At 63.0% G+C, this 12,749-nt stretch carries 11 protein-coding genes and 1 other RNA gene; 9 read left to right on the top strand and 3 right to left on the bottom strand.

All coding sequences use genetic code 11. From position 1 onward, the window contains the following. The first annotated feature begins 112 nt into the window (after positions 1-112). From DB032_RS11385 to argS, 9 genes are all read left to right on the top strand, one after another. Positions 113-946, top strand: coding sequence for a ferritin-like domain-containing protein (locus tag DB032_RS11385; RefSeq protein ID WP_107799593.1), 834 nt, complete (start codon positions 113-115; stop codon positions 944-946). Positions 947-978: 32 nt separating this feature from the next. After that, complete coding sequence (locus tag DB032_RS11380; protein WP_146176651.1) at positions 979-1,194, top strand: hypothetical protein; 216 nt, start codon at positions 979-981, stop codon at positions 1,192-1,194. 166 nt (positions 1,195-1,360) lie between these two features. Continuing rightward, a complete protein-coding gene (locus tag DB032_RS11375) occupies positions 1,361-1,780 on the top strand; it encodes a hypothetical protein (RefSeq protein WP_107799591.1) in 420 nt (139 codons plus the stop codon). A 32-nt stretch (positions 1,781-1,812) separates the two neighbouring features. Beyond that, entirely contained in the window at positions 1,813-3,156 is a 1,344-nt protein-coding gene (gene yegQ / locus DB032_RS11370; protein ID WP_107799590.1) for a tRNA 5-hydroxyuridine modification protein YegQ, read from the top strand. Positions 3,157-3,888: 732 nt separating this feature from the next. Then, positions 3,889-4,983 (top strand): polyamine ABC transporter substrate-binding protein, encoded by a 1,095-nt coding sequence (locus DB032_RS11365; protein WP_107799589.1) that lies wholly within the window; start codon positions 3,889-3,891, stop codon positions 4,981-4,983. 292 nt (positions 4,984-5,275) lie between these two features. Next, positions 5,276-6,184: an ABC transporter permease subunit gene (locus DB032_RS11360; protein WP_107799588.1), complete on the top strand. Its 909-nt coding sequence runs from the start codon at positions 5,276-5,278 to the stop codon at positions 6,182-6,184. Next, the gene (locus tag DB032_RS11355; protein ID WP_107799587.1) at positions 6,181-7,020 is read left to right on the top strand and encodes an ABC transporter permease subunit; all 840 of its coding nucleotides are present in this window, start codon (positions 6,181-6,183) and stop codon (positions 7,018-7,020) included. The genes DB032_RS11360 and DB032_RS11355 overlap by 4 nt, the downstream gene beginning before the upstream one ends. A 108-nt stretch (positions 7,021-7,128) precedes the next feature. Beyond that, positions 7,129-8,163 carry an MBL fold metallo-hydrolase gene (locus DB032_RS11350; RefSeq protein ID WP_158274293.1) on the top strand — a complete coding sequence of 345 codons (1,035 nt, stop codon included), beginning with the start codon at positions 7,129-7,131 and terminating at the stop codon, positions 8,161-8,163. 167 nt (positions 8,164-8,330) lie between these two features. Then, the gene (gene argS, locus DB032_RS11345; RefSeq protein ID WP_107799585.1) at positions 8,331-10,049 is read left to right on the top strand and encodes an arginine--tRNA ligase; all 1,719 of its coding nucleotides are present in this window, start codon (positions 8,331-8,333) and stop codon (positions 10,047-10,049) included. A gap of 70 nt (positions 10,050-10,119) precedes the next feature. Here argS and DB032_RS11340 read toward each other — a convergent pair whose 3' ends face one another. From DB032_RS11340 to ssrA, 3 genes are all read right to left on the bottom strand, one after another. After that, a complete protein-coding gene (locus DB032_RS11340) occupies positions 10,120-10,365 on the bottom strand; it encodes a hypothetical protein (RefSeq protein WP_107799584.1) in 246 nt (81 codons plus the stop codon). A 26-nt stretch (positions 10,366-10,391) separates the two neighbouring features. Next, positions 10,392-12,095, bottom strand: a complete 1,704-nt coding sequence (locus DB032_RS11335; protein ID WP_107799583.1) for a sensor domain-containing diguanylate cyclase — start codon at positions 12,093-12,095, stop codon at positions 10,392-10,394. Positions 12,096-12,242: 147 nt separating this feature from the next. Continuing rightward, positions 12,243-12,607: a transfer-messenger RNA gene (gene ssrA / locus DB032_RS11330) on the bottom strand. Between the last annotated feature and the right edge of the window lie 142 nt (positions 12,608-12,749).

Genomic DNA, 12,749 nt, shown 5'->3' with positions numbered 1-12,749 from the left:
TCGGGCATTGAAATGCCCATGCGCCGTATGAGCGAAACCGCTTGCTTTGTCGCAGGCCGCTAGACTTTGAACAGGTTCTGAGGCGAGGCGGGATCGGCTAAAATACCCGGCCATGAGCGAGTCGACATCTCTTTACCCGCAGTTGGAAGCGGCGCTGTTGTGCGACGACGTCGAGCGCAAGATGACGCTGGCGACGGAGGTCTTGCACGGCTGGCGTCTAGACGCGTTGCCGCGCCGCGCGGACGCGCCGCCGGCCTATCCTTTGCCGGAGGCCGGACGGCCGCCGCTGCCGGAACTGGTCCATCCGTCCAAGGTGCCCAAGCGCAGCCTGTCCTCCCGGCAGGGGCACGCCGCGCTGCTCCACGCCATTGCCCATATCGAATTCAACGCGGTCAACCTGGCGCTGGACGCCGCCTGGCGCTTCCGCGAGATGCCGGACGCCTTCGTCAGCGACTGGTTGCAAGTCGCCGCGGAAGAAGCGCGCCACTTCTCCCTCCTGCTGTGGCGTCTGCGGGAGCTGGGCCACGACTACGGCGATTTCCCCGCTCACAACGGCCTGTGGGCGATGAGTTGCAAGACCGATTACGATCCGCTGGCGCGGATGGCCCTGGTGCCCAGGGTGCTGGAGGCGCGCGGCCTGGACGTGACGCCGGGCATTCAGCGGCGGCTGGCCGGCATTGGCGATCACGCGAGCGTGGCGGTGCTGGACATCATCCTGCGCGAGGAAGTGGGGCATGTGCGCATCGGCAACGCCTGGTTCGGCCGGCTGTGCCGGCAGCGGGGGCTGGAGCCGGAGGCCTGTTTTCAGGAACTGCTGCGGCGCCACGATGTCCAGCTTTACCGCGGGGCCTATAATCTGGCCGCCCGCGAGCGGGCGGGGTTTTCAGCCAAGGAGCTGGAAGCGCTGCGCGCCTTGTGCGAAGACGACACAGCTCCAGCCGGCTAGAATGCCGGCGGCCTCACCTGGAACGATGAAACATGCTATTGAATTTGTTTAAGAAGATGCAAAGGCAGCGGCGCTTCGCCATGACGGTGCTGCTGCTCAGCACCTTGGTCTTTGCGCTCAGCTCGGCGCTGTGGCGCGGCCTGGACGGCGGCCCCGGCCCCTTGCTGGCCATTCTGTGTCCGCTGGCGATGCTGCTGGCCCTGATCTGCCAGTTCAGCGCTTTGTTGGCATTGGCGAAAAGACCTTAAACCGGAAAAGGATTTTTAAAACAGCGGCTTAAAGTGTTGCTTGCGGACGGCGCGCGGACTTGACTGCCACCGGCAGGCCGCGCATAATCGCCCCCGTATCGATAAGGGTCAGGGCTCCACATTGGGTGGAGCCTTTGCTTTTTGGAATTTTCGGAGAAACCGAGTCATGGACCATCAGGCATTCCTGCGCCAATTGGAAACCAACGCGCTGCCTGCATCCGACTTCAACCACCGCGCGCACCTGTACGCCGCCTGGGCCTACCGCCGCCAATACCCGGCGCCGGAAGCCGCCGCCCGCTGCGCGCGCGCGCTGTCCCGTTTCGCCATGGTGAACGGCGCGGCGATGAAGTACCACCACACCCTGACCATGGCCATCCTGGTGATTCTGTACAGCCGGATGGCCAGCCAGCCGCAGTTGCTGGACGATTGGGAGGCGTTCGCCAGCCACTGCCCGGACATGCTGGCCGACCCCCGCGCCGTGATTCTGCAACACTATTCTTCAGAGCGCCTGGACGACGATTCGGCGCGCAAAGGCTTTGTCGAGCCGGACCGCGAGCCGCTGCCGATGTCCTGTCTGCTGCACTGAGCCCACCGCTCAACGAACCCACAGAATAAACAATGAAAGCACCAGAACTTCTGTTGCCGGCCGGCACGCTGGACAAGATGCGCGCCGCCTACGACTTCGGCGCCGACGCCGTCTACGCCGGCCAGCCGCGTTACAGCCTGCGCGCCCGCAACAACGACTTCAAGCTGGAAGAGCTGAAGCAGGGCATAGACGAAGCCCACGCGCGCGGCAAACTGTTCTTCGTCGCCAGCAACCTCTTGCCGCACAACAGCAAGATCAAGACCTATATGGCCGATATGGAGCCGGTGATCGCGATGAAGCCGGACGCGCTGATCATGGCCGATCCCGGCCTGATCATGATGGTGCGCGAAAAATGGCCGGAAGTGCCCATTCATTTGTCGGTGCAGGCCAATACCGTCAATTACATGGGCGTCAAGTTCTGGCAGAAGCTGGGCGTGTCGCGCATCATTCTGTCGCGCGAACTGAGCCTGGACGAGATCGCCGAAATCCGCCAGCAATGCCCGGACATCGAGCTGGAAGTCTTCGTGCACGGCGCGCTGTGCATCGCTTACTCCGGCCGCTGCCTGCTGTCCGGCTACTTCAATCACCGCGATCCGAACCAGGGCACCTGTACCAACGCCTGCCGCTGGGATTACAAGGTGCACGACACTCAGGGCGACGACGCCGGCGATGTGCAGACCATCCAGTTCGACTTCAACAAGGCGCTGGAAGAGGCCAATCAGAGTTTCGCCTCCTGCGGCGGCGCCGAGCGCCATCCGCTGGCGGACAAGACCTATCTGATCGAAGAAGGCAGCCGTCCCGGTGAGCTGATGCCCATCATCGAAGACGAGCACGGCACCTACATCATGAACTCCAAGGACCTGCGCGCGGTGGAGCAGGTGGAGAAGCTGGCCAAAATCGGCGTGGATTCGCTGAAGATCGAGGGCCGCACCAAGAGCTTGTACTACGTGGCGCGCGCGGCCCAGGTCTACCGCAAGGCGATCGACGACGCCGTGGCCGGCCGCCCGTTCGACCTCGGCCTGCTGGCCGAGCTGGACGGCCTCGCCAACCGCGGCTACACCCCGGGCTTCCTGGAGCGTCACCAGACCCAGGAATACCAGAACTACCTCACCGGCCATTCCAAGGCCAAGCAGAGCCAGTACGTCGGCGACGTGTTGTCGGTGGACGCCGACGGCTGGGCGCTGATCGAGGTGAAGAACCGCTTCGCGGTGGGCGATCGCATCGAAGTGATCCACCCCAGCGGCAATCAGATCATCGAGCTGGCGCAGATGACGCGCAAGGACCAGCCGGTGGAAGTGGCGGCCGGCAACGGCATGCAGGTCAAGATTCCCGGCATGCATGGCAAGGAAAAGGCCTTGCTGGCGCGGTTGTTCTGACGCGCGTCGACGCGGATTTTCGCTTAAGCGGGCGGCCATTGCGGCCGCCCGTTTTTCATGGCCGCCAGCTTGGGAAACGGGCTGTTGAATGTTGAACATAGTTAACGTGACGAGCACAGTCTGTGGTAATCGTGTTTATTTTTTTGCGCGGCAGCATCGATAAAAGTTGCGCAGCTCTAAAAACATGGTTAAAAAGTAATGGCGTTACAGATAGATGTGTGAATTTTATTAAACACACGCTGGGCGCGGAGAGATGAGAAAGAAGAGGAGACGATGGAGGCCGGCCGCAGCCTGTTGGGGGCGGCGCCAGCCGGTTTTCCGCACAGGTTTCCCTTGTCCGCGCGTCGTCGTTTCGACGGCGCGCGGGCCATAATGACCCTTGGCACCTTGTCGCTTGGAGCTGGCGCGTGGAAGTTGTCCGCGATCTCGGGAGCGCTCGCGAGCCGCGCGCCTCATCCCGATGCGCGGCGGCTTGCGGGCCGGCTCTTACAAATCGTAGCGAACGGACAGCTGGAATCTCGCGCGATGCAGTGTAAGTTGGCAATGCGGCGCGTGTCGTCGGCAACGGCGTTTCGGCGCGCAGGCATCGCCTTGGGCCTTGGGCGGCTTCCGCCGCCAAGGGAGAGGGAGCGGCGTCATGGCCCGGCAACGGGCGAGGAGGGCGGCGCTGAACTTGTCGTCGGTCAGGCCGCGCCTACGCCGGCTGCGGTCGTTCCATTGAGGAAACCTGTCATGAAGAAGCTGGTTCGCAATCTGTGTTGTTCGCTGCTGCTGCTCCCCGCGATGGGCGCGCAGGCGGAAGACAAGGCGCTGAACGTGTACAACTGGTCGGACTACATCGCCAAGTCCACCATCCCCGGGTTTGAAAAACAGAGCGGCATCAAGGTCAAGTACGACGTTTACGATAGCGACGACACCTTGCAGGCCAAGATGCTGACCGGGCGCGCCGGTTACGACGTCGTGGCGCCCACGTCCAACTTCATGGCCAAGCAGATCGAGGCCGGCATCTATCAGAAGCTGGACAAATCCAAGCTGCCCAATCTGGCCAATCTGGACAAGGCTTTGATGGCCAAGATTGTCGACGCGGACCCGGGCAACGCCCACGGCGTGCCCTGGGCCTACGGCACCGACGGCCTGGGCTATAACCTGAACAAGGTCAAGGCGGCGCTGGGCAAGGACACGCCGCTGGACAGCTGGGACATCCTGTTCGATCCCAAATACGTGTCCAAGCTGAAAGGCTGCGGCGTGTCGGTGCTGGACCAGGCCAACGACGTGTTCGCCGTCGCCTTGCACCATCTGGGCAAGGACCCGAACAGCAAGAACCCCGCCGACTACCAGGCCGCCTTCGCCGCGCTGAAGAAAATCCGGCCCTACATCACCCAGTTCAACTCCTCGGGCTACATCAACGACCTGGCCAACGGCGACATCTGCCTGGCGCTGGGCTTCTCCGGCGACATCAATATCGCCAAGCACCGCGCCCGCGAGGCCAAGCGGCCTTACCAGCTGGCTTATGTAATCCCCAAGAGCGGCGCGCCGCTCTGGTTCGACGTGATGGTGGTGCCCAAGGACGCGCCGCATCCGGAGGCGGCGCACAAATGGATCAATTACATCCAGTCGCCGGAAGTCAACGCCGCGATCACCAATGAAGTGTTCTATCCCACCGCCAACGCCGCCGCGCGCAAATTCGTGAAGCCGGAAATCGCCAACGATCCGGCGGTGTATCCGCCGGAGGCGGTGGTGAAGACGCTGTTTCTGCTCAAGCCCTTGCCGGCGGACATCATGCGCCTGCAAAACCGGCTGTGGACACAGCTTAAGACCGGTCATTGACCACAAGACCGGACCTGACGAACCCATGCCGATCCGCCACCCCGGGCCCGCGCCGCGCGGCCCGCGGGCGGCCGCGTCCGGCGCAGCGTGGAGAATAGTCCCGGGCCATCCAGCCGTCGGCTGTGGGTGGCCTGGAGCCGGCTTTCCGGCCTAGCGAGCAGCGGGCCGGACCGGACTCCGAGGAGAGATCAAGAGGAAGCCGCCCAGTCACCGCCCGCGTCAGACGGGAGGGGCCGCCGGCAAAACAAGCAATGCAAGCCAAGCCGGAACGCGCCGGCCACGTGGTGCTGACATGAAAAGTTTAAAATTAAAACAATGGTTGCCCAGCGGACGGACCACCGTCATCGGCATCCCGTTCATCTTCCTGTTCGTGTTTTTCCTGCTGCCCTTCCTGCTGGTGGTGGGCATCAGTTTCTCGCAGCAGCAACTGGGCATCCCGCCCTACACCCCGCTCACCAAGCTGGAAGACGACGTCTTCTCCATCGCGCTGAACATCAGCCACTACAAGTTCATGTTGAGCGACGACTTGTACTTCGCCACCTACATCAGTTCGGTGAAGATGGCCTTCGTCTCCACGCTGCTCTGTCTGTTGATCGGCTATCCGATGGCTTATTACATCGCCCGGGCCTCAGACCGCGCGCGCGACACCCTGATGATGCTGGTGATTCTGCCGTTCTGGACCTCTTACCTGATCCGGGTTTACGCCTGGATTGGCATTTTGAAGAACGACGGCTTTCTTAATCAGTTCCTGTTGTGGCTGGGGGTGATCGACACGCCGCTGAGGCTGTATCACACCAATTGGGCGGTGTATATCGGCATGGTGTTCTCCTACCTGCCGTTCATGATCATGCCCTTGTACGCCCATCTGGTGAAAATGGACCTGCGCTTGCTGGAGGCGGCCTACGATCTGGGCGCCAAGCCGTGGAAGGCCTTTGTCCAGGTGACCTTGCCGCTGTCCAAGAACGGCATCATCGCCGGCAGCCTGCTGGTGTTCATTCCGGCGGTGGGCGAGTACGTGATTCCGGAGCTGCTGGGCGGTTCCGACACGCTGATGATAGGCCGCGTGATGTGGGATGAGTTCTTCAACAATATGGACTGGCCGATGGCGGCGACGGTGACTTGCGCGATGGTGCTGCTGTTGCTGGTGCCGATGGCGCTGTTCCAGCACTACCAGGTCAAGAATATGGAGGCCGCGAAATGATCAAGCCGAACAAGCCGCTGTCCTTCCTGGTGCTGGGCCTGGGCTACGCCTTTCTCTATCTGCCCATCGCGTTGCTGATTCTGTTCTCTTTCAACGAATCCAAGCTGGTGACGGTGTGGTCCGGGTTCTCCACCAAGTGGTACGCCGCGCTGCTGGAGGACGAGGAGTTGATCAACGCGGCCTGGCTCAGCGTCAAGATCGCCCTGATGACCGCCACCGCCTCGGTGGTGATCGGCACCTGGGCCGGTTTCGTGCTGGCGCGTTTTGGCCGCTTCCGCATGTTTCCCTTGTTCGCCGGCATGGTCAACGCGCCACTGGTGATTCCGGAGGTGATTCAGGGCATCTCGTTGTTGCTGCTCTTCGTCGCCATGGAGCAGGCTTTTGGCTGGCCGGAGGGCCGAGGGGTGTTCACCATCTGGATCGGTCATGTGATGTTGTGCGTGTCCTATGTCGCCATCGTGGTGCAGTCGCGGGTGAGAGAGCTCAATCTGTCGCTGGAAGAGGCGGCGATGGACTTGGGGGCGCGGCCTTTGAAGGTGTTCTTCGTGATCACACTGCCGCTGATCTCCCAGGCGCTGATTTCCGGCTGGCTGCTGTCGTTCACGCTGTCGCTGGACGATCTGGTGCTGACCGCCTTCCTGTCCGGCCCCGGCTCCACCACCTTGCCCATGGTGATCTTCTCGCGGGTGAGGCTGGGCTTGAACCCGGAAATGAACGCGCTGGCCACCTTGTTCATTCTCTTCGTCTCCGTCGGTGTCATCGCCGCCAACTTCTATATGCGCGCGGCGGAACGCAAGCGCGAGCGCGAAATGAAGCTGGCCTTCGCCCAAGGCTGACCGCGGGGGAGGCGGGCCGGCGCCGTCGGCGAGACGGCGGCGCCGGCCGTCTTTTGTTTTCCTCTTTCATCGGCGACAATGCCGGAATTCTTTCGGTATGGTGACGTCATGTCGCGATTGAAGTCCTGGCTGCAAGACCGCTGGCCGCTGCCCGTCTACCGGCCGGACCCGCGGCAGCCGCATCATCAGGCGGACGGCTACCGCAATCTGTTTCCGTTTCGGCAACCAAGCCTGGCCGACGTGTTGCGCTGGGAGTGGCAGCGCAGCCGCATGCCGGCGGTGAAGCACAGGCTGGAGCGCATCCCGCGCCAGGCGCCGGAGCTGGCCGCGCTGAACGCCAACCGGGACCGGCCGTCGCTGACCTGGGTCGCCCACGCCACCAGCTTCATCCAGCTGTGCGGCAAGAATATTCTGATCGACCCGATCTGGTCGCAACGCGCTTCTCCGTTTCAGTGGGCGGGGCCGGCGCGGCAGTCGCCGCCGCCGATGGCTTTGCGGGAGCTGCCGGCCATCGATCTGGTGCTGATCACCCACAACCATTACGATCATCTCGATTTCAACACCGTGCGCAGTCTGGCGCGCCAGCCGGCCGGCTGCCCGCAGTTCGCCGCGCCGCTGGGCGTGGGCGCGACCCTGCGGCGCGCCGGCGTGCCGGCGTCGCGGATTCAGGAGTTGGACTGGTGGCAGCGTTGCCGTCTGGGCGGCGTGGAGGCGGAACTGACGCCGGCTCATCATTGGAGCAAGCGCTGGATGATGGGCGATGAAAACCGCGCGCTGTGGGGCGGCTTTGCCGTGCGCGGCGACGGGCTTCAGTTCTGGTATCCGGGCGACACCGGTTATCAGGAGTCCTTGTTCCGGCTGATCGGCGAGCGCATCGGCGCCGCGGATCTTGCCTTGCTGCCGATAGGCGCTTACGAGCCGCGCTGGTTTCTTCATCCTCAGCATGTGAATCCGGAAGAGGCGGTGCGCATTCTGCTGGACACCGGCGCGCGCGCCGCCTGGGCGGTGCATTGGGGCAGCTTCATTCTGACCGACGAGCCGCTGGACCAACCACAGGACGATCTCGCCGCCGCGCTAGCGCAATGGAATATCCCCGCATCGAGGTTCCAACTGCCGGCCATGGGCGAAACCCGCTGGTTTTAAGCCCTATCTTGGCAGGAAATCCCAAACGCCGCCGTTTGAGGCTTATTTTACCGACGCGGCTTGGTTGCAAGCATTGCCCCTGATGGCAAGCGGGAATACAATCAACAAGTAGTTTTTTTCAGAAGCGAAGACTAATTTTCGTTTTCGCGGCAATTCTTGGGGCTCTAATGACTATTCTTCAACTCATCAATCAACGGGTGCAGGCCGCTCTGGCGGCAGCCGGCGCGCCGGACGCGCCCGCCGTGGTGCAGCCGGCGTCCAAGCCGGAATTCGGCGACTATCAGGCCAACGGCGTCATGAGCGCCGCCAAACTGCTGAAAACCAACCCGCGCGAACTGGCCCAGAAAGTGGTCGCCGCGCTGGATCTTGCCGGCATCGCCGACAAGGTGGAAATCGCCGGCCCGGGTTTCATCAATATTCATCTAGCCCCTGAATATCTTGCCCGACGAAGCGAAGCCGCCCTGAAAGACGACAAGCTTGGCATCAGCCGCGTTGCGCCGCAGCGCGTGATGGTGGAGTACTCCTCGCCCAACCTGGCCAAGGAAATGCACGTTGGCCATCTGCGTTCCAGCATCATCGGCGACGCGCTGGCCCGGGTGATGGAGTTTGTCGGCCACGACGTGGTGCGCGCCAACCACGTGGGCGACTGGGGCACCCAGTTCGGCATGCTGACCGCCTACCTGGTGGAAACCAGCCACGCCGGCGACGCCGAATTGCAGCTGTCTGACCTGGAAACCTTCTACCGTAACGCCAAAGTGCGTTTCGACGAAAGCGAAGACTTCGCCAACCGCGCCCGCGACTACGTGGTCAAGCTGCAAGGCGGTGACCAGGACGTGCTGAAACTGTGGGAGCAGTTCGTCGACGTGTCGCTGAAGCATTGCGAGGCGGTGTATCAGAAGCTCAACGTCGGTCTCAAGCGCGAGCACGTGCGCGGCGAGTCCTCGTACAACGACGACCTGCCGGTCATCGTCGACGAATTGCGCGCGGCCAGCCTGCTGAGCGAGGACGACGGCGCCCAAGTGGTGTTCCTGGAAGAGTTCCGCACCCAGGAAGACAAGCCCATGGGCGTGATCATCCAGAAAAAGGACGGCGGCTATCTGTACACCACCACCGATCTGGGCGCGGTGCGTTATCGCCATAAGACCCTGAACCTGGACCGCGTCATCTATGTGGTGGACGCGCGCCAGAGCCAGCATTTCGCCCAGATGTTCTCCATCTGCCGCAAGGCCGGCTTCGCGCCGGAGAGCATGAAGCTGGAGCACGTCGGATTCGGCGTGATGATGGGCGACGACGGCAAGCCGTTCAAGACCCGTTCCGGCGGCACGGTCAAGCTGATCGAGCTGTTGCAGGAAGCGGAAGAGCGCGCCTTCGCGCTGGTGACGGAGAAGAATCCGGATCTGCCGGAAGCGGAGCGCCGCGATATCGCCGCCGCCGTGGGCATCGGCGCGGTCAAGTACGCCGATCTGTCCAAGAACCGCATGAGCGACTACATCTTCAACTGGGACACCATGCTGGCCTTCGAGGGCAATACCGCGCCCTATCTGCAATACGCCTACACTCGCGTACAGAGCGTGTTCCGCAAGGCCGACGGTTACGACGCCAACGCCGCCATCGTCATCACCGAGCCGGCGGAGAAGCATCTGGCCGCCGCGCTGGCTCAGTTCGAAGACACTTTGCAGGCGGTGGTGGACGGTTGCTATCCGCACTACCTGTCCCAGTATCTGTACAACATCGCCACGCTGTTCTCGCGCTTCTACGAGGCTTGCCCCATTCTCAAGAGCGAGGGCGAAGTTCGCGCCAGCCGTCTGCAGCTGGCCGCTTTGACCGGCAAGACGCTGAAAACCGGTCTGGATCTGTTGGGCATCAAGGTGTTGGCCTCGATGTAAACCGGTCTTCCCGCTTCAAGCATGCCGCCCGCGCTTTGCGCCGGCGGCATTTTTCTTGCGCGTCGGGCGTTCAGCGCGCCGGGGGCGGTTCGCCGGTGCCGGCTTCCGCGTTTGCGTCCGCCACCGGCTCAGCCTCTTTGGCGCGCGTCGCGTCGCTGAGCATATCCAGTACCTTGGACAGGCCCGCCGGCAGGGGCGGGGTTGAGGTTTCAGGTTTGATCTGATATTTGGGCGGCGGCATTTGCTCTTTCATCTTCACATCCTTGGCGTTGGGGGTGGCGGGCGCGGTCAGCGCCGGGCGGAATCTCTTTGTCATGATTCGGCCGGGCCAATGGCTCACTTTTAATGCGATCCGTCCGTGGTGTCCAGCGCAACCTGGTTGCGGCCGTTGGCCTTGGCGCGGTACAGGGCCTGATCGGCGCGTTTGACCACCGTTTCAGGCTGGGCGTCGGCGGGCCGGGCCATGGCCAGGCCGATGCTGAGGGTGACCTTACCGGCGTCCGGCGCCGGCGAGTGTTCGACGGCGGCGCGGATTTTTTCGGCCAGAACCGCGGCGCCCTTGTCGTCGGTGTCGGGCAGCAGCAGCAGGAACTCTTCGCCGCCGTAGCGGGCGGTGAAGTCCGTGAGGCGGGCGGTGGCTTGCAGGAGTCGGGCGATGTGGCATAGCACGCGGTCGCCGGCGTCGTGTCCAAAATGATCGTTGACGCGCTTGAAGTGGTCGACGTCCAGCAACAACACCGAGTAGGGCGCGCCGCTGCGCCCGTAGCGCAGATGCTCTTCCCTGAGCTGTTCGTTGCAGGCCATGCGGTTGTTCAGTCCGGTGAGCGCGTCGCTGCGCGCCTGCTGCGCCAATCGCGTGGCGGTGCGCACCAGCTCGTGGTTGACCTCGCGCAGGGACTCGGTGCGCTCCTCCACGAGCTGCTCCAGCTTGGCGTTGATGTCGGTCAGTTCCTGTTTGCGGGCCAGCAGGGCGGTGGCCATGCTTCGCATCGCCTGCGACAGCTGGCGCAGTTCCTGAGCGCCGCTGGGCAGCGTCCAATCGGCGTGTTCCTCTCCCTGGCCGATGCGTCGGGCGATGCCGGCCAATTGTTCCAGCGGTGTGCTGAACAGGGCGGCCAGCCGATAAACGGCGACCATCAGCAGCAAGGTGGCGACCAGGCCCAGCAGGATCAGGCTGGCGCGCAACTGGTTCAAGGCCGCCAAGGCCTGCCCTTGCGGCTGCCGGACGACCACGCGCCAGTCCAGCCCGGCCTCGCGCACCCAGGCCTCGCTATACAGGTAATTCTTGCCGTCGGGCCAGACGCCGAGCTGAAAATCCCGGCCGGAAGGCAGGGGCGCGGGCGGGCGCTCCTTGCCTATCGCCTCGAAGGGCGACAGCGTATTGTCGCGCTTGTCGATGATGAAGACTTGCTGAGACGTCTTGGCGGGCAGGCGTTCCCGTATCGTTTCCTCCACCCAGGCCCAGAGCGCGTGCGTGGCCAGCACCCCGCGCAATTTGCCGGCGGGGTCGTAAATCGGCGAGGCGAAGTCGACGAAGCGCAGCGGCTCTCCATGATTCGCGGCGGAGGGCATGAGCTTGGCCAAGAGCACGGCCTGGTGTACGTCGCCGACAAAGGGAGCCTGGCGGCCGTGGATGAACCAGGGGCGCTTGGCCGCGCTCTGGCCCTGCAGCATGCCGCTGGTGGCGGAAACGATGTTGCCGTCCGGGTCGGTGATGCCAATCCAGGCGTAGTAGCGGTAGGCCCGCTTGGTGCGTTCCAGGCTTTGGCGCAGGTCGTCGCCGTCCAGCGGCGCGCGGACGTAGGCGGGCGTCTGCGCCAGCAGCAAGACTTCGCGATGGCGTTCCTGCAGATTGGTGGAGATGGCCTTGGCGATGTTGTCGGCCAGCGCATGCATGGCCACGCCCTGGTTCTGCACGATGCGGCTGCTCAGCACTTGATCCAGGAAGAGCGCGGCCAGCAGCGCCGAGGCGAGAAACAGCCCGCCGAACAGCGCGGTCAGCCGTAGCCGGAAACTGTCCGGCAAAGTGGGCAACAGGCGAGGCATGGTCGCTTTGCGGAGATGGGGATGACTGGATTATAGATGGGCGGCGGGGCGGGGGCCGCCTTGCCGAGGCTGAGGCGACAAAAAACCCCGAAAGCTTTGAGCTATCGGGGTTTCCGAGTCTTCATGACGGATCATGAAGCGGTGTGGTGGTGGAGGCGGCGGGAATCGAACCCGCGTCCGAAAGTCCTCTACAGTGAGTTCTACATACTTAGTCGTGTCATTTGGATTTAACCGCTGCCACGCCGACGGACAGGCTGGACTTTGGCGAGTTACCTATTGTTTCGCACTATGCCAAGTAACCCGACATAGCACTAGCAGATGTAAAGTGACACTACAGGGTTTTGACGCCCCCGGCCCATCTGCGAACCGTTGTAGTGTCTAGCTAGCCCTTAGGCTGCCAGAGCGTAAGTTTCGTCGTTTGCGACTAAATAAACTCAGTGTTTTACGGGGTGACTGAAATCCCGGTATGCCCTCATCTGCTTCGCAACCCTCGTCGAAACCAGGTCGCCCCCAGATAAGAATCCAGATTATATAGACAATGCGCGGCCAAGGCTAGTTCCGCGGCGCTTTTCGTACGAATTCAAGCGCCGTCGGGGGCCGGAGCCGGGCGCGGCGTCGGCGAGAGACGACGATTGTCATAGGGTTCCGCTTGAA

Origin of the sequence: Chromobacterium sp. Panama (assembly GCF_003052555.1) — a bacterium.
Classification (GTDB): Bacteria; Pseudomonadota; Gammaproteobacteria; order Burkholderiales; family Chromobacteriaceae; genus Chromobacterium.
This window is presented reverse-complemented; position numbering and strand designations above follow the sequence as displayed.